Genomic DNA, 23,208 nt, shown 5'->3' with positions numbered 1-23,208 from the left:
CATGAGAAAGATTATTCTATTCGGGATCGCGGTCTTTAACGCAGCTGCGTCTGTGGCCTGCCCGCTGTGTGAGCGGAATCAGCCCAAAATTTTGCGGGGTATCGTACACGGCGGTGGGCCTGAAAGCAAGTGGGATTACTGGATCGTATGTTCGATGCTTATCGTAGTAGTATTAACCTTGTTCTACAGCGTGAAATGGTTGATCCGCCCCGGGGAAAAAAGCGAAGGGCATATTAAACGCGCCATCTTAAACCCTGCTTTTCTATGAGCACCAGCACGATTTACCTGTTTCTGGACGACGGCGACCGGCCGATTGCGGAGCTACCTTCGCCGGTTAGCTTCGAGCTGGATACCCGGAAGCTGACGGATGGGGAGCATGTGCTGAAGATTGTAAGCCGGGATCCGGGTGGCAAGGAAGGTATTCGGAAGATTCCATTTACCGTGCGGAATGGTCCGGCGATCCTGGTGGAAGGGATAAAGGAAAATGCGGTTGTGGACGGGGTGGTGCCATTGATGGTAAACGCCTATGGCAAGGGTGATCAGCGGGAGTTTATCATCACCGGCAGCGAGACGCCGCAGAGTATTCCTGGCTGGGTATGGATCATCATAGTAGGGTTCGCGGGATGGGCACTTTATTATTTGCTACGTTATTTTACTTTAAAACAATAGTACATGGACATCTCATCGATTGAAGACGTTCGACGATTGGTGGATACATTTTACGGGAAGGTGGGGGTAGACGGTTTGATCGGTCCGATCTTCATCGGCGTGATCCGGGACGACTGGCCTGCCCACCTGGACAAGATGGTGAAGTTTTGGCAGACTGTGTTGTTGGAGGAGCATACTTACTTTGGGAGCCCGTTCGTGCCGCATGCGCGGATGCCACTGGAGGCCAGGCATTTTGAGGTGTGGCTGGGGCTTTGGAACGCCACGGTGGACGAGTTGTTCGAAGGGGTTAAGGCAACGGAGGCGAAATGGCGCGCGGCGAAGATGGCGGAGATGTTCTTATCCAAGATTGTCTATTATCGGAATCATTCGGAAAAGCCTATTTTATGACAACATCGAATTTGTATGCGGCGGCAGCGGCTATCGTCTTCTTTTGGAGCGGCGCGGTGGTATCGATCAGTTTTCTGGAGGCCTGGTTGAAATTTACGGCGCCGGGTGTGACGCTGCCCATCGGTCTCAGTATTGGGCGACTGGTGTTCTCAGCGCTCAATAAAGTGGAGTGGGTCTTGTTGGTCGGGTGCATGACCTGCGGGCTTGCAGGGGTGGCTGGATGGTGGAAGGGGGCGATATGGCTCTGGATGGCTGCGTCTGTCCTGGTGGTTGAGACGTTTTGGTTACTGCCGGCGCTCGACGCGCGGGCGCTGGCCTATATGTCGGGTCAGGAACCCAAGCCGTCGTCGATGCACCTGGTATTCGTCGCTGCGGAAGTCGTCAAAGTGGGATGCTTGATTACCGGTGGAATTGAACTTTTTAAACTTATATAACATGAACATACAACAATGTACGGTAGGTGAGCTCGTCGCACAGGATGCGCGGGCGGCGGCGATCTTTGAAAATTACCAGATCGACTTTTGTTGCAACGGGCAAAAGACATTGCGCGAGGCTTGTGCCGATGAAGAGAAGGTGCAGGCCGTAGAGATCGCGCTCGCAAATTTGCTGGAAGCGCCCGCGGCATCGGGCGGCTCGGCGTTAGATTACCGGGGATGGCCGATCGACCTGCTGGCGGATTATATTGAAAAGAAATATCATCGGGAGACGACCAGAAAAAGCGATACTATCCGCGGCCATCTGGATAAGATTTGCCGGGTGCATGGAGAGAACCATCCGGAATTATTCGAGATCAAGGATTTATTCGAAGAGAGCGCCGGTGAGCTGGCCATGCACATGCAGCGGGAGGAGTTGGTACTGTTCCCCTATATCCGCAAGATGGTGCTTAATGGCAAGCCTCCGGTGGCGGCCTTTGGATCGGTGGAGAACCCTATTCGCGCACTGAGCCATGAACACGAGGAAGAGGGGGCGCGATTCAGAAAGATTGCCGCGTTAAGCAATGACTACACAGTTCCGGCCGATGGTTGCCAGACCTACCGGCTGACATTCCAGCAGTTAAAGGAATTTGAATTGATGCTGCATTTTCATATTCACCTGGAAAATAACCTGCTATTCCCGCAGGCATTGCAAATGGCCGAAAATAATTAGTCATGAGACGAGATCCGAATATCATTGCTTTGTCGAGAGAGCACCATTATGGGCTGTTGTTCTGCTGGAAGATCAGGCAGGGCCTGGCGAAGCACGTCGATCTGGAGCGGATTCGCAAATATGTGCTCCATTTTTGGAAATTCAATTTACAGGATCATTTTGCGGAGGAGGAGTTATTGTTGTTTCGCGACCGGTTTGATAGTCTGTGTCTGGAGGCAAAACAGCAGCACGGACTGATACGGAATCTGATCCAGGCCATAAATGATAGCGGCGTCCAGGCGGAGATAAATTACCGAGAACTGGCGGACCAAGTGGATGAACATATTCGTTTTGAGGAACGCCAGGTGTTTCCCTTTTTGGAGCAGAAAATGACCAAGGAACAACTGTCGGCAGTGGGTGAGCACCTGGGCCGGTTGCACACGACGCCGGCGGACGATAACTATCAAGATGAATTCTGGGGTTAAGACTATTCATTTACGGGTAATGGTTGGGAGCGAGGAGTTCCTGCTGGAGACAAGGCCGGGCGAATATCGAAGTTTGATGGCATTGTTGTACGACAGGGTATATATTGATGGTTTCGGGGAATGTAGAGGAATGGGTCGCTGCGGCACCTGTCGCGTCTTCATTGATGGAGATCCGGCGACCCTTACCGGGATGGATAGAAATGAGGTGTCAACACTTACAAAGGCGGGCACGGAAGGGGAGGGTGTTCGTTTGTCCTGCCAGATCCTTGTGGACGAACACCTGGATGGGCGGACGGTTACGGTGCTGGGGGAGGAGTGATCTTACCCCTTTTTGTCTGAATAATCTGGTCGAGGCTTGATGTACATCATGAGCCATACATTTGATGATTCCGGCCAAGTAACTGTTTTTGCGGTATGAGCCTGCTGTCGTCCCTCGCGGACATCGACAAATCTCCGAAGTCCGTCTTCGTGATGCACGAGCGGTCGGAGAAACATTTTCCTTTTCACACCCATCTGAAAGGGCAGCTGTCTTACGTAGAAGGTGGCCTTGCTTATTTGGGCGTGCTGGACCGGACCTACGTGATCCCGGCCTTGCATTATTTTTGGGTGCCTCCGGGCGTCGGGCATATTTTGAAGTTGGGCCACTCAGGAACAGTGTTGCGGTCAATCTTTTACTACTCGACCGACGACAAAAAAAATGAATTCTACGTTCATACGGGGATCTATCCGGTGAACGATCTACTGCTGCAAATGATCAGGTACACCGCGGGCTGGGAGAGACATATCCCGCCGGCAGATAACAGGTTCGGCTTTTTGAAAGCGATCAAGGATATTTTGCCCTCCATCAGCGAAAAAGTGGTTCCGGTGGTGCTTCCCTTCACCGAAGATGAAGAGATGACCCGTATAATCAATTACATGGGCAAAAACCTCCACGAGCAACATACGCTTCATAGTATTGCGCGCCAGTTCAACATGAGCAGCCGATCCCTGTCACGGACTTTCCAACGGACGGTGCAGATGTCTTTTTTGCAATACCTGAAAGCGATGCGGATGGCAAAGGCGTTCGAACTGATCGTGAAAGACAGGATGTCGCTGAGCGAGATCGCCTATGCCGTGGGGTATAATAGTTTGTCGGCCTTTAGCAATACTTTTCATCAGTACACGGATTTCCGGCCATCGGACTTTGCGAGACGACCTGTGTGATGTAATCTGCCGCCCTTTATGTGCGGATTAGTGGATCGATTTACGGAACTCGGTGGGGGAGACCTCCGCGTGTTTCTTGAAATATTTGACAAAGTAAGACGGGTCGTCGAAACCTAGCCGGTAGGCGATCTGGCTGACATTTAGATTGGAATGAAGCAGAAGCCGCTGGGCTTCGAGGATGATCCGCTCCTGGATCATCAAGGAGGGGGTCTTGTTGAGTGTTTGGTGGGTAAGATCGGATAAGGTTCGGGAGGAGATATGCATTAGGCCGGCATATTCCGCCACAGATAAGCCCTTGGTATAGTTGGCGTCAATCAGGTGGATGAATTCGAGTAGTTGGAGGCGCTTTTCATCGACCGTGAAAGACTGTTTTCCCTGTTTTTCTTCAAATTCATTTTTCTTGCGCTGGACCTGTATGAGAAATGCTTTCAGGTAAGACTTGAGCAGCTCGTCTTGGCCGAACGACCTGGCGTTGACAAGTTCGCGCTGAATTTGCTGAATATATTCTTCAAGAATGGGCTCGATGCCCCGTCCAATGCAGCAGGATGGCTGCTGGTAGGGATTGTTGAACATGCCGCATTTTAGGAAGAAATCTACCTCGTTGTCGCGCTGGACGAGGAAGGACTCGTTGAAGTGGATCAGGATGCCGTCGTAGTCGCGGTTGTCATCAAAGTAATGCACCTGGTCTTTGGCAATAAAGAAAACTGCGTTGTCGAAGACGTCGTATTCCTTAAAGTCGACATAATGCTTTCCCCGGCCGGACTTGAACCAGATGATCTGGTAGTAGCTGTGGGTGTGGGCGTGGTTGGTCTTCCCATCGTCATTTGCGAGGTAATCCCGCAGGTCAAAAAGGGCAAATTGCAGCTTTTCCGGCTGAAGCCGGTTGAGGTGGTACTCCACGAGTATCTCGGACACTACGGTTTTTCCCATAGGACAAAGTTAGGTTTTCCGCCGTAGATGGCGGGTCTTAGGGATTGATGTACCGCATCGGCGATCAAGCAATTGCCGAAAAGTACCGACTTTTTTCCGATATGTACTGTAGCGGATTTGCCCTGAGACCGCAACTTGCGGGGATGAAATCGACTAAAAGAGTAGTAATCGTAGGGGGTGGGTTGAGCGGGATGACGCTGGCGTATCGGTTAAGGAAAGAGAAATTAAATGTGACGATACTGGAGGCTGCCTCCCGGCTCGGGGGAAGAATCCAGACGATTGCCGGCAAGCTGGGCACACCGTTGGAGCTGGGCGCCACCTGGTTTGCTGACCAGCACAGTCAATTGACGGGACTGCTCGACGAGCTGGGTCTGGAAAAATATCCTCAATTTTCGGAGGGAATTTCATTGTTCCAGACGAAATCCTTTGAGCCGGCGCAGCAATTCCATGTGCCTGCAGGGGATATTCCGTCGTACCGGGTCGCGGGGGGAACCGAAGCGTTGATCGATGCCCTGGCCGGTCGGTTAGGAAGTGCGACGGTCTTGATAAATAGGAGGGTGAATGCTATCAAGGATGCCGAGGAGGGGTTGATCGTGGAAACTTGTGGCGGGGAGGTATTCGGCGCGCACCTGGTGGTGGTGTGCATACCGCCGCAGCTGGCGGCGGCGACTATCGCCTTTTCGCCGGAACTTCCGTCTTCCGTGCGGGATGTTTTACCGCAGGTGCAGACGTGGATGGCGGGGGCGGTTAAGTTTGTCTTGGAATACGCTACGCCCTTTTGGCGGGAAAAGGGATATTCGGGTATGCTTTATAGCCATGCGGGAATCATCACAGAGATGTATGATCATACGAACAAGCAAGAGGATCGCTTTGGTTTTACGGGATTTCTGGCCGGCAGCGCGGCGGGATATTCGCCGGCGGTGCGACAGGAGCTGGTGTTGCACCAGTTGACCGTACTGTTGGGGGAGGAAGCCGGCAAGCCGACCGCGTATTTTGATAGGGTCTGGAATGATGACCTGGTGGTATCGGGGCACCATGTGGTGGTTCGGCCGCATCAAAACCAGGGGCATCCGTCATTGCAGTTGCCTTATATGAATGGAAAACTTTTTCTCTGCAGCACGGAAGTCGCCCAGAGAGATCCGGGGTATATGGAAGGGGCGGTCTATGCCGCCACTTCGGTCGCCGAACGGATCGCTTTTGCTTAAATGTACCAATCCTTCTCCCATTTGCCCATTTTTCGAGGCCCTTGTCTATCGGACCTTTGCCTTGTCACTTTTAAATCTTAATACAATGGCAAAAGCTTTTTTGGAAATCACCTTGAAGGTGGACAATGCGGATCGCGGCAATGCGGCCGGTGTGTACAATAAATACAAAGCCCCATTCCTGGAGCAGATAAAAGGCGCGGAAAGCAAAGAACTGCTGGTGCGCGACGAGGATGTGCAGGTATTACATGGTTTTGAAACCGTTCAGGATGCACAGGCATATTTGTCCAGCGGCCTGTTCACCAATGACGTCGTCGTAGCGCTAAAGCCCTACCTTAAGGCCAACCCGGATGTCCGGATTTACGATGTTGCCTAAATAAAAAACAAATGATTACAACAAAAGGCTATGCCGCCCAGGCGCCATCGGCACCTTTGAGCCCGTACACGTTTGATCGGAAAGATCCCGGCGTGAATGACGTGACGATCGATATTCTTTACTGTGGCGTTTGCCATGCCGATATTCACCAGGCAAAGAACGAATACGGCGGGACGGCATATCCTTTCGTGCCGGGACATGAGATTATAGGACGCGTACATTCCATCGGAAAGGAGGTGGCCAGACATAGCGTCGGCGATTTGGTGGGGGTGGGTTATTTTCTCGACTCGTGCAGACATTGCAGCAGTTGCGAAGAAGGGGAGGAACAATACTGTGAGAAGGGGATAACGCCGACGCAAAACGCGAGACTGAAAGACGGAACCGTGACGAAAGGGGGGTATTCCAATACAATCGTGGTGGACGAACGATATGTGTTGAAGGTCTCGGAGTCTTTGGCTCCGGCAGGGGTGGCCCCGCTGCTTTGCGCGGGTATTACGACCTATTCGCCCCTGCGTCACTGGAATGTTGGTAAAGGCCACAAGGTCGCTGTATTGGGCCTGGGTGGAGTCGGACACATGGCGGTAAAGTTTGCCGCATCGTTTGGGGCGGAGGTGACGGTACTGAGCGGATCGCCATCAAAAAGAGAAAGTGCCTTGGCGTTGGGCGCTACCCATTTCGTAGTCACGTCTGACGTGGCTGAGCTGAAGGCGGTGGCCGGCCGGTTCGATTTTCTCATTGATGCTGTGTCTGCAAAGCATGACTATAACGCGTATTTGGGGCTGTTGAAGAAGGACGGTACGATGATCCTATTGGGAGTGCCGCCCGAAGCCCCTCAACTGGCGGCCTTTCAGTTGATCGCCCGGCGGAGAAAGATTGCAGGGTCTTTTATCGGCGGAATCGCAGAAACTCAGGAAATGCTCGATTATTGCGCCGACCATAATATTACGGCGGATGTAGAGGTGATAGCACCCGACTATATCAACGATGCGTTTGAGCGGACATTAAAGGGGGACGTTCAATATCGGTTTGTCATCGATATGACTCGTCTTGGATAAAATTTAAATAATAAAAAATGGCAAAGACAATTGAAACGATGTACGAAGGCGGGTACACGTCTAAGACGACAACACCGCTGAATAATGAGCCGGTAACAGTGAGCGCAACGCGGTTTACCCCGGTGGACTTGCTGGTATCGGCCTATGGTAGCTGTTTACTGGGTACGATCGACTATGCGGCGAATCAGGGGCAGTTTAAAACCACGTTGACGCGAAGCGCGATCACGCTGGAGATGAGCGAGGACAAAAGCAGGGTGGGAAAGATGCAGATCGACATCTTCCTTGAGGGGCAATATTCCCCGGAACAGAAGGACATCATGGAGGAGGCGGCGAAGACCAGGTGTCACGTAGGAAATAGCCTGGATAGCCGGATCGAAAGGACTTATCACTTTCACTATTCCTGATTTTTGTATACGCCGCATGGACCTCGGCCGCATTAGCTTCGTGTCATTCTTTTTAAATCAGTGGCATAAGCTAGTGCGGCCCTTTACAATACGGTCCACTGTACGTTCTGCCGCTATCACAGCGCCCTCCATGTAACCACCATACAACGGCGAAGTTTCTGATCCGCTAAAAAACAACCGGCCATCCATATAGGCCTGCTGAAAGCAGGGATGCCCATTGTTTTGGTGTGGTTGCTTGATCGCGGGATTATCTGACAGTACATATTCATCATCCCACACCTTATCGTAGTACGCGACTGCGTCCAGAACGTCGTTGCCGAACGCCTCCTGCAGTTGACGGAGGACGTGCGCTCTTCTTATTTCTTGTGTGTAGGTCCTGGTGTCAGCATTAAGGAACCCGGTGAATCCAAAACGATCTCCGTCATAGTTGGTATGGTCGTACATTTCCACCACTGTTCCCGCGTGACTGTACAACATGCCGGACAACTGCCGGTCCCTCCAAAAATGTGCCTTATACTCAATAGTAAACTTTACTGATCCTGCCATCCAGGTTTGCACAGTAGGCAATATTTCACGGATGCTGGCGGGCAACGCCGGGATAAACACTATTTTGGAAGCAACTAACTGCGGTGGCAGGCATGTGACAATAGCGTCGGACAAAAATGATTTGCCATTGCTGGAATAAGCGGTCAGCCCATCGGCTGTGGCAACAACTTGAGTCACCGGACAATGTAGCACAACCGTTTCTATGCCTACGGCGGCAATAAGCGCTTCAATAAGCGCCTGCGTACCACCGGCAATCCGGTAGGACGGTCGGTTCGTGGCAGGTACATGAATTTGCTGGGCCGGTTCAAATGACCTGGCTGTCTGTAAGAATGAAACCCCTTCGCTGAATTGCGGAAATTTTGCCAGGCCGAGCCCTGCCACCAGGGCTGTTAATCGAACGTGCTGATCTGAAAACCATGTTGCGCCCAGTTCAAGGGGCGTGCCCAGCTTTCCTTCCTGGGTGTGGACGCGGCCGCCGATACGGCCCGATGCTTCCAATATCCTAACGGTAAGGCCTGCCTTTTTCAGCAGGTAGGCCGTCATTAGACCGCTTAGACCTGCACCAATTATTGTAATCTGCTTCGCTTTTTCCATAGTGCGAATTTGCGGATGGCAGACAAGGAAATTGATGTGCGTTTTTGAAAATTGCTGGTAATTTTCAGAGGCGACATAACGCGGTCGGCAAGTTGGGTGTTCGAACTTGGAGACCGACCTTGAGATATAGCTTTGACTGGAATTGCGATTTACAGAGATGCGTAATTGACAGTAGGCGAAATAAATAAGGGTCATCGCTGGAGGTGATGACCCTTTAAAGTAGAAGTACCCTGTCGGGGAACTGGTTCGAACATTTCGAGCGGTTCGTGGCACAGATTCTCTATATCAGCGGTTTCACTATCACTTGATTAATAGTACCGTAGGCTTAGGCAGGGCGGCATAAACGTGCCACATTGTGCCACGAGGCTGTTATTTCGGTCATTTTGCCTATTTTTGTATGAAATAACGGACATTTGAGGCCAAAGAAAACAATATTATTGCCTTCGACAACGCGCATCCTATCCGAACTTGGTGAGAATATAAAGCTTGCCCGAAAGCGGCGTGCCCTGACACTTATCCAGTTAGCGGAAAGGGCGGGTATAGCCCGTTCTACGCTTGGCCTTATTGAGAAAGGGGCACCTGGTGTGTCTATGAGTGCTTACCTGCAAGTGCTTTTCGTGCTTGGCCTGGAGAAGGATTTATTAACTGTGGCAGCGAATGATCCGCTAGGCCGAAAATTACAAGACGCCGGTCTTTTATCCGGGAAAAGTAAGACGTAAATGGCGAATCAAAAGCAAATACAGGTTTATTTGGACTGGCTTGACCTGGGAGGACTTCAAAAATTGGGGATTCTTCAAGCCGAGCAGTTAAGAGGAAAGGAAGTCTTTTCGTTTTCTTATAATAGGGAGTGGCTTGAATCCGGATTTGCTCTGTTATTAGACCCGGACCTCGGTTTATATGGAGGTCCGCAATACCTAAGAGACGACAAACCCAATTTTGGCCTATTCATGGATTCATCCCCAGATCGATGGGGGAGGGTATTGATGCAGCGTAGAGAAGCCGTTAGTGCCAGAATTGAGGATCGTAAGGTGCGTCCGTTATTTGAAAGCGATTATCTGTTGGGAGTATACGATCTCTATAGGATGGGGGCATTACGCTTTAGATTGTCCGAAGACGGTCCATTCTTGCACGACGAAAAGGATATGACAGTTCCTCCTTTTACCTCGCTACGGACATTGGAAGAGGCTAGCTTAAGACTGGAAGACAATGATAATCTTGAAGATCCCAACTTTGCACATTGGCTTAATTTACTTATTTCGCCCGGGTCTTCTCTTGGTGGCGCCAGACCCAAGGCTAGTGTTAAAGACCCCGGCGGCAACCTTTGGATTGCAAAATTTCCCAGCAGGAATGATGATCGGGACGTCGGCGCTTGGGAGGCGGTGGTTAATGAGTTGGCTTTAAAAGCGGGCCTTTCAATAGCAGAGGGAAATGCAAAACGTTTTTCACGATCCTATCACACCTTCCTGACCAGACGCTTTGATCGCGTGGGAGACAAACGTATCCATTTTGCGTCGGCGATGACGCTATTGGGATATTCTGATGGTATGGACGCCGGGGTGGGCATCTCCTATTTGCATCTGGTAGAATTCATCGTACGTCACGGAGCGGCTCCTGATCGGGATCTGGAAGAGCTTTGGAGGAGGATTGTTTTCTATATTCTTGTTAGTAATACCGATGATCACTTACGGAATCATGGATTTTTGCTTACATCGAAAGGATGGAGGCTTTCTCCGGCTTTTGACATTAATCCGGTACCAAGGTCAACTGGTCTTACATTGAATATCTCCGAGCATAGTAATGACCTGGACATAAACTTGGTGCGTGAAGTCGCTGAGCAATTTAGGGTAAGCGTTGGACGGCGGGAAGAAATTATCGCCGCGGCAACCGACGCGGTAAGCTGTTGGCAAAATACTGCCCAAGGATTGGGAATTTCCAGGGCGGAAATAGAAAATATGAGGGATGCGTTCAAACAATAAGTAGCCGGTGAGTCTTATCTGGAAATGGCAGCCAGGGCCTGATCAAAAAATACAGCCATCTGCACATAAGCTTCCGACCAGCCATTAGATATCGAATGTTCCTGAAATGCGCCGGTTGGCGCAAAAAGGAGGCTGATATTGTTAAGGCAACCCAGATCTCCCTTTTTCAGCGATTCCAGATAGGAGGCAATTTCCTGCCGCATTTCTTTTGGTGTATTGAATCTCGTCCAGACAATATCTGAGTCATCGGTTATTTTTTCCATTACCTGTTCAAGAATATTGATTATAGACGACAGCGCAGGCGATTGAAGGTTATTCATGCAAGATGCTATGCGACAAATATAATAGCAAAAAAGGCTATCTCTTTAGAGATAACCTTTTTTGTTTTCGTGACACGATGTGCCATATTTTGTACCGCGTAGGGGAATCGAACCCCTCATTCCTCCGTGAAAGGGAGGCGTCTTAACCGATTGACCAACGCGGCGAAAGAACGACCGAACGAATTTCGTTTGGGAGTGCAAAGATAGGGGCTGTTTTTATTCGGCCCAAAAAAAATATAAAAGATGGAAGGGGTCTCAATTCCTTGGTATAATGTAACTTCGCACCGCATCATCGGAAAAACCTAAGTTTTATCTCATCCAATAACTAAATTTTTACACAAATGAGCACAGTTAAAGTTGCTATTAACGGGTTTGGTAGGATCGGTCGCCTGGTTTTCCGCCAGATCTACAATATGCAAGGGATTGATGTAGTAGCAATCAATGATTTGACCAGCCCGAAGGTGCTGGCGCACCTGCTGAAGTATGATACGGCGCATGGCCGGTTCGAGCAGGAGGTTAAACATACCGATAATGCGATTGTAGTTGCAGGTCACGAGATCAAAATATATGCGCAGAAGGACCCGGCGCAGATTCCCTGGGGTCAGCATGACGTGGACGTGGTGATTGAAAGCACCGGGTTCTTTACGGATAAGGAAAAGGCAGAATTGCACCTGAAAGCAGGCGCCAAAAGGGTGGTCATTTCCGCCCCCGCAACCGGGGAAATGAAGACGGTCGTATTTAATGTCAACCATAACATCCTGGACGGCAGCGAGACGGTGATCTCCTGCGCCAGCTGTACCACGAACTGCCTGGCCCCGATGGCCAAGGCGTTGAATGATGCTTTCACCATCGAAGTGGGGAGCATGACGACGGTTCACGCCTATACGAATGACCAGAATACCCTGGACGCTCCGCACCCGAAAGGGGACTTGCGCCGGGCAAGGGCTGCGGCCGCTAATATCGTTCCGAACAGCACGGGTGCCGCAAAGGCGATCGGGCTGGTTTTGCCGGAATTGAAGGGGAAACTGGACGGCGGTGCACAGCGTATCCCGGTGATCACGGGGTCGCTGACGGAACTGACGGCGGTGGTGGCCAAGAAGGTTACCCTGGAGTCGGTGAATGCGGCCATGAAGGCGGCTTCGAACGAATCTTTCGGGTACACGGAGGATGAAATCGTGAGCAGCGACATCATCGGGATGCACTTTGGCTCTTTGTTTGACTCGACCCAGACGAAGGTGGTCACGGTGGGTGACAAGCAACTGGTGAAGGTGGTGAGCTGGTATGACAACGAAATGAGCTATGTGTCGCAACTGGTGCGCACGGTTAAGTATTTTGCCGGTCTCATCAAAAAATAAGGCCTATGTCGACTTTCGCTCAACATAACTTTAAAGGAGAGCGTGCATTGGTCCGGGTGGATTTTAACGTTCCCCTGGATGATGCTTTCCATATCACCGACGACACGCGGATGCGGGCGGCGGTACCTACGATCAAAAAGATCCTGGGAGATGGGGGTAGCGTAATCCTGATGTCTCACCTGGGCCGGCCGAAGGGTGGTCCGGAGGATAAGTTCTCGCTGAAACACCTGTTGCCTCACCTGAAGGAATTGCTTCCGGGTACGGACGTCCAGTTTGCGGACGACTGTATCGGGGCGTCTGCGGTGAATGCGGCGGCGGCCTTGAAACCGGGTAGCGTGCTGTTGCTGGAGAACCTGCGTTTCTATAAAGAAGAGGAAAAAGGGGATAAGGCTTTCGCAGAAAAGCTGAGCAAGCTGGGGGACGTGTATGTGAACGACGCGTTTGGAACAGCGCACCGGGCGCATGCGTCGACGGCTGTGATCGCGCAGTTTTTCCCGAAGGACAAGAGGATGTTTGGCTTGCTCATGGAAGCCGAGGTGTCTAGCGCGAACAAGGTGATGAATGACACCCAGCGGCCTTTTACTGCGATCTTAGGTGGCGCGAAGGTGAGCGACAAAATCCTCATCATCGAAAACCTGCTGGAGAAGGCGAACAATATCATCATCGGTGGGGGTATGGCGTATACTTTCCTCAAAGCGCAGGGCAAATCCATCGGGAAGAGCCTTTGCGAAGAGGATAAGCTGGACCTGGCCAATGAGATCCTGGCCAAAGCAAAAGCCAAGGGGGTTCAATTCCTGATCCCCGTGGACAGCATTGCAGCGGATAAGTTTGCCCCGGATGCGGCTACCCAAAAGGTGTCGAACGATCATATACCGGACGGCTGGATGGGGTTGGACATTTCGGACGAGAGCATCGCTTTGTTTGGGAAAGTGATCCTGGCTTCTAAGACCATCCTTTGGAACGGACCCATGGGTGTTTTCGAGATGGAAAAGTTCCAGCATGGGACGAAGGCCATCGCGGAATTTGTCGCACAGGCGACGGCCCAGGGCGCCTTTAGCCTGGTGGGCGGGGGCGACTCGGTGGCGGCGGTGAACCAGTTCGGCCTGGCCGACAAGGTGAGCTATGTGTCCACCGGTGGCGGCGCGCTGCTGGAGCTTTTTGAGGGCAAGGTTCTTCCGGGGATCGCAGCGATCAACGAATAAACGCACAACAGATAAAAAAAGTAGGGCCCCCCGCAGACGCAGGGGGCCTTCTTCGTCTTACTACTCGTGTTGCCCAATTATTGGTTTTTCCGAAACATTATCTGGGTTTGAGATAGCCCCCGCTGGTGAGGGTATAGGTCTTTCCTCCAAGAGAGCTGTTGCCACTAAGGCTGGCGTCGTAATAGATCGTGTAGCCGTTGCCGGTAATATTGGTGATCGAGGTGCCGGAAATGCCGGAGGCGTCGGTCAGGCCGGTCACGACGGAATTGGCGGTAACCGTCCAGGTGCTGGTGGCGTCGAGGCTGAGGGTGACGTATTGCACGGCGCCTTTTAAGGTGCTGCTGTTGGTGAGTTTGACGGTGGCGGTACTGGTGGCGGAGTCGGCTTCGAGCGACCCGGTCAGGGTTTCTCCACTGGCGGTGAGGGTGACGGTGGCGGTGTCCAGGGCGTGGAGGAGGTACCCGGTGCTGGCGGTGAGGGTGGTACCGTTGGTTAGGCTGATGACGGCCGTTTCGTTGGTGACGTACAAACAATCTCCGTCGGTGGCGGTGATGGAGCCCCCGCTGGTGGTGAGGGTTCCGGTGAAGCCGCTGGCGTCACCGGATTCGCTGTGGTAGAATTTTACGCCGTCGGTATACCCGGAAAGGGTGGTGTTGGTGAGGGTAATGTTGTTGCTGCCCTCGATGACGGCGCCGTCGGCGGCGCTGGACGTGAGGGTTGCGCTGGATACGGTGATGGTTCCGGTGGAGTAGATGGCGGCGGAAAGGGCGCCGGAGGCGCTGCCGGAGCCACCGGATACAGTGACGGTACCCCCGCCGCGGTCGGTGGCGATGACGCTGCTGTGGTCGCCGGTCGTCGTCATGATGACATTGGTAGCGGTGATGGTGGCGGCGTAGGTGGCGTCTATGCCGTGGGCGCCGCCCCCGGTGGTTTTGATGGTATCGCCGGACATGGTGACCTGTGTGGCCGAACCGGTGGCCAGCACGCCGTTGGCGCCGGAGCCGGTGGAAGTCAGGGAGCAGTCATCCAGCGTCACGGTGCTACCCCCGTCTACCCGGACGATGGCGTTCAAGCCGTAGAAACTGCTGGAATCGCTGGACGTGGTGTTGCCGGTGGTGCTCACGCTGGAATTGACCAGGCTGAATATGCCGGTGTTGGTAACGTATACGCCGGAGGTGTCGGTGATGGCCGAGCTGTAGGCTTTGCCGGTTTCCGAGGCGGTGCCCCCGCTTTGATAGTAGTAGGTGCTGGTCGTGGTAGTGCTGGACGTAGCGACCAGGCCGGACTTGGTGCAACCGGCACCAAGGAAGAACAAACTTAGGGGGCAAAGGATTCGTTTCATGTCACAAGGTTTATATGTCTTGTGGACGGCGGATGGAAGCCCGGGATTAACCGGCTGAGGTGAATGCCCGGAATGTTGAGGTGAATGCAAATACGGAAAAAATGTATATTGGGTTACCAAATCAAATTTCACCGATATGAAACATCTTGGGTTGTACATTACACTGGGTATCCTGTTGATCCTTTTTATGGTCGGGTGCAACGGCTATAACGGACTCGCGACACAGGACCAGGACGTGAAGCAGAAGTGGTCCGTGGTAGAGGCCCAGTACCAGCGGAAAAAGAATTTGTACGAGAACGTGGTGGCGACCATTAAGGGTTCCGCCAGGAATGAGGATACCACGCTGATCAAGATCACGCAGATGCGGTCGAGGATCCCGACGATAGACCCGAACAATCCCCAAACGCTGAATGAGGCCAACCGGGCGTATGACCAGATGAAAAGCAGCATCCTGAACATCAATTTCGAGAACTACCCTAATATCCAGACGACGCAGGCCTTCCGGGACTTCCAGGCACAAATCGAGGGGACGGAAAACCGGGTGACGACGGCCATCCGGGACTGGTCGGGGTCGGTTCAGGACTTCAATACAAGGGTGGTCCGTTTCCCGGGCAGCATCATCGCGTCGCTCTTCGGGTTTAAACAAAAACCCTATTTCCAGGCGGATGAGGGTGCGAAAGACACCAAGGTGGATTTTGGAAGCTAAAAATCAGCGCATGTCCCTTTTACGAAGAAAGCCGGTCGACTATTTCTCCCAGGAGGAGAAGGACCTGATGCTGGACGCTGTGCGTTCAGCCGAGCATGCCACCAGCGGGGAAATACGGGTATTTATAGAAAGCCATTGCCGGTTCGTGGATGCCGTGGACCGGGCCAAGGAAATCTTTGATGCCTTAAAAATGGACGCTACCCGGGACCGGAATGCCGTGCTTTTGTACGTGGCGATGAAGGACAGGCAACTGGCGCTCTGGGGGGATAAAGGGGTCCACGAACGGGTAGGGGATGAATTTTGGAAGACCCAGGTCAGGGAAATCCTGGGGCATTTCAAAAAAGACAACTACGCCCAGGGGATCGCCACCATCGTGCGCGAAGTGGGCACCATGCTGGGCCGCTTTTTCCCACACGTCGACGGCGGCAAGAATGAACTACCGGATGATATTGTTTTTGGAAAATGAAACGCATGAAGTACCTATTGACCATCCTGCTGGGGCTGTCCCTGTTTACCGGGCTGCGGGCACAGGATATTCCACCCAGGCCAAACCCGCCCAAACTGGTCAACGACCTGGCAGGTATACTGAACCCGGGTCTTGTACAGGACCTTGAAACAAGGCTGGATGCGTATGACGACAGTACGAGCGTTCAGATTGCCGTTGTGACCATCCCGAGCACCAACGGGTATGACCCGGTGGACTATGCGGTCAAGCTGGGCCGTACGTGGGGCGTGGGGAACAAGCAAACCAACAACGGCGTCGTTTTCCTGATCGCCCGGGACGATCACAAAGTATTTATCGCACCGGGGTATGGCCTGGAGGGCGCACTTCCGGATATCACCTGTAAAGAAATCGTCGATAACCAGGTGCTCCCGTATTTCAAACAGGGGGACTATAATACGGGGGTTGATTCGGGGGTCAATGCCATCATCCTGGCAGCCAAAGGTGAGTATAAGGCGCCGGCGGGCTATCATGAGCAGGGTAAAGGCGCGGGCGCCGCGGTTGTTTTCCTGGTGATTGCTTTTATCGTGTTGATCATTATTATCCGCAGCCGGGGAAGTGGTCCAGGTGGGGGCTTTATCAGTCGCAGGGGATATGGCGTGGGGCCGTTCTTGTGGGGAGCTGCTGCGGGTAGCATATTTGGCGGCGGCGGTAGCGGTGGCAGCAGCAGCGGCGGCGGTGGTGGTGGATTTGGTGGTTTTGGCGGGGGTAGTTTTGGTGGAGGTGGAGCCGGCGGCAGTTGGTAATTCTTTTTTCTAAAATTAGGAATAAGTACTATATTTAGTCAAAGCACCACAAATGAAAAAAATCGCACTTGATTCCAAGAAATTGAAACTAAAAAAGGAGTTGATCTCCAAACTTACGGACACGCAACTGCGCCAAATCAAAGGTGGCGCGGAACCTACTTCCAACCTGCCGGGGTGTATCACGTACACTTGCAAACCGACTACTCAGGCGTAAGAGGTTAACACATTAAAAAGGGAGCCATTGATCAACATCAATGGCTCCCTTTTTTACACGCTGCCGGTTGAATTACTGCGCCAATAGTTTATCTACATAGTCCGCCATGGCCTGATCACCGGCTGTGCGCTTCTTGGTACCCACGGATTTGAGTTTGCTCGTGATCATGTTTCTGGCAAATGCATAGTTCTCATTGTCGGGAATCACGTTTCTGAATTTCAGGACGTCGTCCACGCCCCTTTGAAAGAGCGCCGTGTCTTTGACTTGTGCCAGGAATTCACAGAACTTGTCGGTTGATTCGAATTTGGCCTGACCCGGTTCGAGTTGCTCGTAGGTTTCGATAATAAAAGGGAAATCCTCCGGCCGGGCATTGATGAGCAGGATCTTTGCGATCGTTTCAGAAAGTTTGCCCCTGGCGTCGCTGCGTTGTTGCTGGGCGAGGGCAAGGCCTTTGGCCTGGTCCAGGTTATAGATGCCTTCCAGGGCTTGCCCTGCAACACTGTAGGAGGAGTCTTTGACGGACTTGTCGAAAAGGGGCATATACGAAGGATCTTTTACCTGGGCCAGGATCTCCAGCGCTTTGGCGCGGACCGTGGGTTCCTTGTCGTTCGAAGCGATGGTCGCCAGCTCCGGCAGTGCGGCGGTCACCATCTCCGCGTTTTCCGGGTTGATGGCATCGATGGCGTCTATGCGGAGACCTTTGTACCGGTCATGGAAAGCGGTCAGCAGGAAGGCGCGGACGGAGGGATCGTCCTGATGCCTGGAGGCGTACTCGATGGCCTCTTTGCGGTCTACGTACTTACCGGCATTCTTATATTGGAAGATATAGTTGGCGGCGGTCTTTTTGTCGTTTTTTGTCCAAAGAAGGATCTTATCGCCGTCTACGTTGACAAGGTCCGGATGGGTTGTGTAGGAAAAGGTATACGTCTCGTCCTTGCTGCGCATCCAGACCTGGTGGCGTTCCTTGTTGTTTCCGCTGTATACGTCGATGGCAAAGGGCAGGATAAAAGCGTGCCCCGCTTGCGTCTGCTGGATATGAACGGTGACCTTGCCCGCCGCGTCGTCATAGTTATAGTCGATCGTTACATTCGGCTGACCGCTGCCGTAATACCATTGGTTCCAGTACCAGTTGAGGTCCTGGCCGGTGATGTCTTCAAACGCCAGCCGCAGTTGGTGGGCTTCCCCGGTCTTGAATTTGTTTTCCGTCAGGTAAAGGTGGAGGGCCTGGAAAAAGGCGCTGTCGCCTACATAATACCGGAGCATGTTCAGAATCCGGCCGCCTTTGTTGTAGGTCACTGCGTCAAGGACGTCTTCCCTGTCCTGGTAGTAGAATCGGACCAGGTTTTTGTCCGATTCTCCGGAACGGATATAGTCCTGCATGTCCGAATAGTTGTGTTCGTCCCCGGCATCCTTGCCCCATTTGTGTTCGGCCCAAAGCGTCTCGCTGAAGTTGGCAAAAGATTCGTTGACGGTCAGGTTGCTCCAGCTTTCACACGTGACCAGGTCCCCAAACCATTGGTGGAAAAGCTCGTGGGCGATGGTGCCTTCCCATTGGTTGCCGTCGGTCAGCTGACGGGCGTTTTGCTGGGCGTGTTCCTCGTGAAGGGTAGAGGTCGTGTTCTCCATCGCGCCGCTGACATAGTCACGCCCGACGATCTGGTCGTATTTAGCCCAGGGGAAATCGATCCCCAGGACTTTGGAGTAGAAGGCGATCATTTCGGGAGTCAACCCAAAGATGCGGCGGGCGACGGGCGCGTATTCTTTTTCGACATAATAGGCTACCTCTTTCCCTTTGTAACTGTCCTTGATGATGGCGTAATCCCCTACACCCATAAAAAACAGGTAGGGCGCGTGGGGCAGGTCCATCTTCCAGGTATCGGTCCGGGTGCCGTCCGCGTTCTTACGCTGGTTGACGAGCAGCCCGTTGGAGAGGGTGACGTATTTGGAGGGGACAGTCATTTCGATCTCCTCCGTGGTCTTTTGATCCGGTTTGTCGATCGTCGGGAACCAGGCGCTGTTGGATTCGGTCTCTCCCTGGGTCCAGATTTGGGTGGGCTTTTTCTTGTCCGTGCCCTTGGGGTTGATGAAGTATAATCCCTTGGCGTCGGTGATGGCGGCGCTGCCGGTGGGTTTGAGTTCATTGGGCCTGGAAACGTAGTCGATCCATATCGTATACCGTTCTTTGCCCATATATGTTTTGCCCAGCCCGATGTGCAGTTGGGTGCTGTCGTACGTATATTTCAGGGGCTTGTTGCCGGATTCTTCGACCATGGCCACTTTCCGTATATCCATGCCTTTGGCGTCAAGGGTCAGGGAGTCGGTCGGGTAGAAGTGGGGTTCCAGGGTGATCCAGGCCTTCCCATACATATAGCTTTTGTCGTAGTCAAAGGAGACGGCCAGCTTGGTATGGACCAGGTCGTTGATCTTGGTGGCACTGGCCCGGTATTCGTGTTTCCAGCTGGTGTCGTTTTTTGCCTGGCCCCATGCGGGTGCGGTGTACGCCATCGATGCCAGGAGGCAGCCGGTGGCCATTTTTTTCAAAGGGATCTCCATCAATTGCATGTATAAAATTTGATACTTCGAAATAGCGAAATGTCTTAAAGGTAGCACTATGCCCGGTACGGTATTTGGAAAATGATAAATGGCCGATACGGCTGACAGGGCGCCGGGGCGCCAATTTGGCAAAAAAACATAGCTTTGTCCGAAGTAAGGGCCTATGAAGTTTATCAGATTTATTGGTTTTTGGCTGATCATGGGATGCAGCGTCCACGCCTGGGCGCAGCAGGCGGATCATTTCATCTATCTGCAAAGCGACACGAAGCAACCCTTCTATGTCAAGCTGGGCGCTACTGCCAGCCCGATGGCCTCGTCGGGTTCGGGGTATCTCATCCTCCCGAAGATCCCCCAGGGGACACTGTCTTTCTGGGTGGGCTTCCCGGATAATTCTTTTCCCGAGCAACACTTCAAGTGTACCATCACCGCGGACAAGGGCTTTTTGTTAAAACGTTTCCCGGACAAGGGGTGGGCGCTCTATGACCTCCAGGAGCTGACCCTTACCTATGCCAACCAGCCGGACAATGCGGTGGCGCCCGCCCAGGATACGGTTAAAAAGCCTGATCCGGCACCAGCGTCTGCCGAGGCGGCGCAGCCTCCGGCAGTTGGGGCGCATGATTCCGCGAGCGCCGCGGGGCAGACGGCGGCCATGACCGTGGCGCCTTCGGCGGCGACGGCACCGGAGACTACCGCGGTTCAGCCGCCTACGAATGCGGTGAATGGGGCCGCAGTAAGCGGGACCCCTACCGGGACCCCGGCGACCGGTCCGGATACGGTGACGCCTACCGCCCCGAAGGGGGATGCGTTCGAGTCGGCGCTTGCGGCAGTGACCAAGGATTCTACCCTCACGGACATAAAATATGTAAAAAAAACGGCGCCCGCGCCCGTGGTGCCTTCTCCCGGTACCGATGCCTCTATCGTCCTGGTCTCCAGACAGGTGACGGACTCGGGGGTTGAGCTGGTCTATGCGGACCACCTGCGCTCGGGGGCGGTGGATACCGTTCAGATGCTGGTGCCCCAAAAGGGGGCGGGTGTGCCCGCTACTAGCCAGGCGCCTGCAGGAGCGGCTCCTGCGACGGCAGATACGGCGGCCGCAACGGCGCAGGCGAACGCGCCCGCGACGGTCCAGGCGAACGCACCCGCGGCGGTCCAGGCGAACGCACCCGCGGCGGTCCAGGCGAACGCACCCGCGGCGGTCCAGGCAAACCTGCCTGCGACGGTGCCCGCGACCAACCCGGCGCCCACCACCGCTGCTCCCGCCGGTATCCCCCAGGACAGCGCCTCCCGGGCGTTGGCCGCCGGTTTTGGTGTACAGCCGGGGACGACCTCCCCCAGCAACGCGCCTGCAACGACCACTCCTGACAGCACGCACGCGGCCACGAAAGATACTACGTCTAAAACCGGTGTAAACCAGTCGGTTACGCCTGTCGATACGACCCATGCGTTTAACCCGGCCACGCTGGTCCGTACCGGTAAGACAAAAGATACCAGCAATCTTGTGGTCCCTGTGTTCAAACAACAGGATGGAGGCGGGGCTCAGGACAGCGCCTCCCGGGCGTTGGCCTCCGGTTTTGGCGTACAGCCGGGGACGACCGCCCCCGACAACGCACACGCGGCGACGACGGACAGCGGCAAGACCCAGGGAGCGGACAACAAACCCGCGGACAACAAACCCCAGGGCCTGGTCCTGGCGAACTCCAACTGTACCCGTGTCGCGGGGGACGAGGACTATACGAAGCTGCGCAAGCGTATGGCCTCAGAGAGCGACGTGGACCGGATGATCGAGCTGGCCAGAAAATCCTTTAAGAAAGCCTGTTTTACCACGGATCAGGTACGAAACCTGAGTTTTCTTTTCCTCCAGGAGGACGGACGTTATAAATTCATAGAGGAAGCCTATCCCTTTGTCTCCGACAGCTGGAATTTCAAATCCCTTCAGTCCCTGTTCTCCAGCGCGTATTTCATCAACCGCTTCAAGGCCCTGGTGGAACGCTGATATGACGCGTTTCTTTTTACAAGTTGCTTATAAGGGAACCCGGTTCAGCGGTTCCCAGATACAGGAAAACGCCCTCACGGTTCAGTTTGAGCTGGAGAAGGCGCTACAGGTATTTTTCCGGACCCCCATCGGGTTGACGGGATCTTCGCGGACCGATGCCGGGGTACACGCCCTGGAGAATTTTTACCACTTCGACCTGGACGCTGAAGCGCTGGGGGAGGGTCATCCCTGGCTGCAACCGGGCGGGCGCGAGCGGAGCTTGTACAACCTGAACGCCATTCTTCCCCCGGACGTCGTTGCCAGGGGGGTATACCCGGTCGCCGGGGACGCCCATTCCCGGTTTCATGCCCTGTCCCGGGAATATCACTATTATGTATACCGGGCCAAAGACCCTTTTTTGGACGACCGGGGCTATTATTATCCTTACCAGATGGACCCCGATGGCCTTCGGGCGGCGGCGGCCATTGTATTGGAGCATACCGATTTCAGCAGTTTTTCCAAACGGGGTGCCCAGCACAGGACGCCCTTGTGCGTAATCGAGGAGAGCCGGTGGGAAACGGTGGGGGCTACCTGGTGTTATACGGTGCGGGCCAACCGCTTCCTTAGGGGGATGGTCCGGGGATTGGTGGCGACCATGCTGCAGGTGGGGCGGGGAAAGCTGTCGGTGGACGGTTTTAGAGAGGTCATCCTGGCAGCGGACCCCCGGCGCGCGGATTTTACCGCCCCGGGCCATGGCCTTTTTTTGGCAAGGGTGCGCTATCCCGAAGGCTTACTGGACGGGGGTAGTAGCCACATAGATCCATAACGTAAGGATACCTTACATGTCATTTTTTTTGAGAAAAATTTGGTGGCAAACAAACTATCCCTATCTTTGCGCCCCGCTCAGGTAAAAAAGCCTTTTCGGTTCGCTCTTTCAGGTTGTCGACGATGCGTATGTGCATAAAAAGTTTTGATCGGAAAGCATAAGGTTGTATCTTTGCAGTCCGCCCAAAAAAAATCGCTCTTTACAGTCGAAAAAGTCGCCAAAAAAAGTCAAAAAAATCTGACTGGAAATTTGGTAGAAAGAAAAAAGATTCTACCTTTGCAACCCCAATCGGATAGAACGGGGCGGTGAGAGAAAGAAAGCGAGGCTAAGAGTTTAATTAACAGTTCTTTAGATAAGATGTTTGTTTAGCAAAAGGGATCGAATCCCTAACATCTACAAGACGGAGACCTTAGGGTTGAAGTTGAAGTTCTTTGAAAGATTGGAACAGCAGGACGTACTAAATAGTGATGTTTAGTATGTCGTCAGGTAAGAGTATATCAATGAATTAAGATTAAGAT

General features: G+C 53.2%; 27 protein-coding genes and 1 tRNA gene. 22 read left to right on the top strand and 6 right to left on the bottom strand.

Annotated features, from left to right (window positions below; genetic code table 11):
• Position 1 precedes the first annotated feature (1 nt).
• The 8 genes from EDB95_RS00135 (at position 2) to EDB95_RS00100 (ending at position 3,869) form a co-directional block, all read left to right on the top strand.
• Positions 2-268, top strand: coding sequence for a hypothetical protein (locus tag EDB95_RS00135; protein WP_133989386.1), 267 nt, complete (start codon positions 2-4; stop codon positions 266-268).
• Positions 265-669 carry a cytochrome C gene (locus tag EDB95_RS00130; RefSeq protein WP_133989384.1) on the top strand — a complete coding sequence of 135 codons (405 nt, stop codon included), beginning with the start codon at positions 265-267 and terminating at the stop codon, positions 667-669. The genes EDB95_RS00135 and EDB95_RS00130 overlap by 4 nt, the downstream gene beginning before the upstream one ends.
• 3 nt (positions 670-672) lie before the next feature.
• Positions 673-1,056 (top strand): group III truncated hemoglobin, encoded by a 384-nt coding sequence (locus EDB95_RS00125; protein WP_133989382.1) that lies wholly within the window; start codon positions 673-675, stop codon positions 1,054-1,056.
• Complete coding sequence (locus EDB95_RS00120) at positions 1,053-1,490, top strand: hypothetical protein (protein WP_133989380.1); 438 nt, start codon at positions 1,053-1,055, stop codon at positions 1,488-1,490. Before EDB95_RS00125 ends, EDB95_RS00120 begins: the two co-directional genes overlap by 4 nt.
• Position 1,491: 1 nt before the next feature.
• Positions 1,492-2,202: an iron-sulfur cluster repair di-iron protein gene (gene ric / locus EDB95_RS00115; protein WP_133989378.1), complete on the top strand. Its 711-nt coding sequence runs from the start codon at positions 1,492-1,494 to the stop codon at positions 2,200-2,202.
• A gap of 2 nt (positions 2,203-2,204) precedes the next feature.
• A complete protein-coding gene (locus tag EDB95_RS00110) occupies positions 2,205-2,666 on the top strand; it encodes a hemerythrin domain-containing protein (RefSeq protein WP_133989376.1) in 462 nt (153 codons plus the stop codon).
• Positions 2,667-2,742: 76 nt separating this feature from the next.
• Positions 2,743-2,985 (top strand): 2Fe-2S iron-sulfur cluster-binding protein, encoded by a 243-nt coding sequence (locus EDB95_RS00105; RefSeq protein ID WP_246073414.1) that lies wholly within the window; start codon positions 2,743-2,745, stop codon positions 2,983-2,985.
• A 95-nt stretch (positions 2,986-3,080) separates the two neighbouring features.
• Positions 3,081-3,869, top strand: coding sequence for an AraC family transcriptional regulator (locus tag EDB95_RS00100; protein ID WP_133989372.1), 789 nt, complete (start codon positions 3,081-3,083; stop codon positions 3,867-3,869).
• Between the two features lie 27 nt (positions 3,870-3,896).
• On the opposite strand, the gene EDB95_RS00095 is transcribed toward EDB95_RS00100, so the two are convergent.
• A complete protein-coding gene (locus EDB95_RS00095; protein ID WP_133989370.1) occupies positions 3,897-4,799 on the bottom strand; it encodes a helix-turn-helix domain-containing protein in 903 nt (300 codons plus the stop codon).
• 143 nt (positions 4,800-4,942) lie between these two features.
• Between EDB95_RS00095 and EDB95_RS00090 the strand changes: the two genes are divergently transcribed.
• The 4 genes from EDB95_RS00090 to EDB95_RS00075 all read left to right on the top strand — a co-directional run bounded on the left by EDB95_RS00090 (position 4,943) and on the right by EDB95_RS00075 (position 7,836).
• Positions 4,943-6,004, top strand: coding sequence for a flavin monoamine oxidase family protein (locus EDB95_RS00090; protein ID WP_133989368.1), 1,062 nt, complete (start codon positions 4,943-4,945; stop codon positions 6,002-6,004).
• Positions 6,005-6,089: 85 nt separating this feature from the next.
• Positions 6,090-6,377, top strand: a complete 288-nt coding sequence (locus EDB95_RS00085; RefSeq protein WP_133989366.1) for a hypothetical protein — start codon at positions 6,090-6,092, stop codon at positions 6,375-6,377.
• A gap of 11 nt (positions 6,378-6,388) precedes the next feature.
• Positions 6,389-7,432 (top strand): NAD(P)-dependent alcohol dehydrogenase, encoded by a 1,044-nt coding sequence (locus EDB95_RS00080; protein WP_133989364.1) that lies wholly within the window; start codon positions 6,389-6,391, stop codon positions 7,430-7,432.
• Positions 7,433-7,449: 17 nt separating this feature from the next.
• Positions 7,450-7,836 carry an OsmC family protein gene (locus tag EDB95_RS00075; RefSeq protein ID WP_133989362.1) on the top strand — a complete coding sequence of 129 codons (387 nt, stop codon included), beginning with the start codon at positions 7,450-7,452 and terminating at the stop codon, positions 7,834-7,836.
• Positions 7,837-7,893: 57 nt separating this feature from the next.
• Here EDB95_RS00075 and EDB95_RS00070 read toward each other — a convergent pair whose 3' ends face one another.
• Positions 7,894-8,976, bottom strand: coding sequence for a flavin monoamine oxidase family protein (locus EDB95_RS00070; RefSeq protein WP_133989360.1), 1,083 nt, complete (start codon positions 8,974-8,976; stop codon positions 7,894-7,896).
• A 413-nt stretch (positions 8,977-9,389) separates the two neighbouring features.
• Here EDB95_RS00070 and EDB95_RS00065 point away from each other — a divergent pair, with 413 nt between their 5' ends.
• The gene (locus EDB95_RS00065) at positions 9,390-9,695 is read left to right on the top strand and encodes a helix-turn-helix domain-containing protein (protein ID WP_133989358.1); all 306 of its coding nucleotides are present in this window, start codon (positions 9,390-9,392) and stop codon (positions 9,693-9,695) included.
• Positions 9,696-10,952, top strand: coding sequence for a type II toxin-antitoxin system HipA family toxin (locus EDB95_RS00060; protein WP_133989356.1), 1,257 nt, complete (start codon positions 9,696-9,698; stop codon positions 10,950-10,952).
• A gap of 14 nt (positions 10,953-10,966) precedes the next feature.
• Here EDB95_RS00060 and EDB95_RS00055 read toward each other — a convergent pair whose 3' ends face one another.
• Complete coding sequence (locus EDB95_RS00055; protein WP_133989354.1) at positions 10,967-11,272, bottom strand: hypothetical protein; 306 nt, start codon at positions 11,270-11,272, stop codon at positions 10,967-10,969.
• 92 nt (positions 11,273-11,364) lie between these two features.
• Positions 11,365-11,436, bottom strand: a tRNA-Glu gene (locus EDB95_RS00050).
• A 177-nt stretch (positions 11,437-11,613) separates the two neighbouring features.
• Here EDB95_RS00050 and gap point away from each other — a divergent pair.
• Complete coding sequence (gene gap, locus EDB95_RS00045; protein WP_133989352.1) at positions 11,614-12,627, top strand: type I glyceraldehyde-3-phosphate dehydrogenase; 1,014 nt, start codon at positions 11,614-11,616, stop codon at positions 12,625-12,627.
• Between the two features lie 5 nt (positions 12,628-12,632).
• The gene (locus EDB95_RS00040; protein WP_133989350.1) at positions 12,633-13,829 is read left to right on the top strand and encodes a phosphoglycerate kinase; all 1,197 of its coding nucleotides are present in this window, start codon (positions 12,633-12,635) and stop codon (positions 13,827-13,829) included.
• Positions 13,830-13,926: 97 nt separating this feature from the next.
• On the opposite strand, the gene EDB95_RS00035 is transcribed toward EDB95_RS00040, so the two are convergent.
• Entirely contained in the window at positions 13,927-15,171 is a 1,245-nt protein-coding gene (locus tag EDB95_RS00035) for an autotransporter outer membrane beta-barrel domain-containing protein (protein WP_133989348.1), read from the bottom strand.
• 136 nt (positions 15,172-15,307) lie between these two features.
• On the opposite strand from EDB95_RS00035, the gene EDB95_RS00030 reads away from it, so the two are divergent.
• The 4 genes from EDB95_RS00030 to EDB95_RS27960 are packed head-to-tail and all read left to right on the top strand — an operon-like array spanning position 15,308 to position 17,339.
• The gene (locus EDB95_RS00030) at positions 15,308-15,877 is read left to right on the top strand and encodes a LemA family protein (protein WP_133989346.1); all 570 of its coding nucleotides are present in this window, start codon (positions 15,308-15,310) and stop codon (positions 15,875-15,877) included.
• Positions 15,878-15,887: 10 nt separating this feature from the next.
• Positions 15,888-16,343, top strand: a complete 456-nt coding sequence (locus tag EDB95_RS00025; RefSeq protein ID WP_133989344.1) for a TPM domain-containing protein — start codon at positions 15,888-15,890, stop codon at positions 16,341-16,343.
• Positions 16,344-16,348: 5 nt separating this feature from the next.
• Positions 16,349-17,125, top strand: coding sequence for a TPM domain-containing protein (locus tag EDB95_RS00020; RefSeq protein WP_246073412.1), 777 nt, complete (start codon positions 16,349-16,351; stop codon positions 17,123-17,125).
• 52 nt (positions 17,126-17,177) lie between these two features.
• Entirely contained in the window at positions 17,178-17,339 is a 162-nt protein-coding gene (locus EDB95_RS27960; RefSeq protein ID WP_211352024.1) for a class I lanthipeptide, read from the top strand.
• Positions 17,340-17,411: 72 nt separating this feature from the next.
• Here EDB95_RS27960 and EDB95_RS00015 read toward each other — a convergent pair whose 3' ends face one another.
• Complete coding sequence (locus EDB95_RS00015; protein WP_246073411.1) at positions 17,412-19,901, bottom strand: M1 family metallopeptidase; 2,490 nt, start codon at positions 19,899-19,901, stop codon at positions 17,412-17,414.
• Positions 19,902-20,055: 154 nt separating this feature from the next.
• Between EDB95_RS00015 and EDB95_RS00010 the strand changes: the two genes are divergently transcribed.
• Both EDB95_RS00010 and EDB95_RS00005 read left to right on the top strand, forming a co-directional pair.
• A complete protein-coding gene (locus EDB95_RS00010; RefSeq protein ID WP_133989340.1) occupies positions 20,056-21,885 on the top strand; it encodes a DUF4476 domain-containing protein in 1,830 nt (609 codons plus the stop codon).
• A 1-nt stretch (position 21,886) separates the two neighbouring features.
• Complete coding sequence (locus EDB95_RS00005) at positions 21,887-22,690, top strand: tRNA pseudouridine synthase A (RefSeq protein ID WP_133989338.1); 804 nt, start codon at positions 21,887-21,889, stop codon at positions 22,688-22,690.
• Positions 22,691-23,208: the final 518 nt, after the last annotated feature.

Source organism: Dinghuibacter silviterrae (assembly GCF_004366355.1).
Taxonomy (GTDB): Bacteria; Bacteroidota; Bacteroidia; order Chitinophagales; family Chitinophagaceae; genus Dinghuibacter; species Dinghuibacter silviterrae.
Note: the sequence above shows the minus strand (reverse complement) of the source record. Positions and strands in the feature narration are given on the sequence as shown.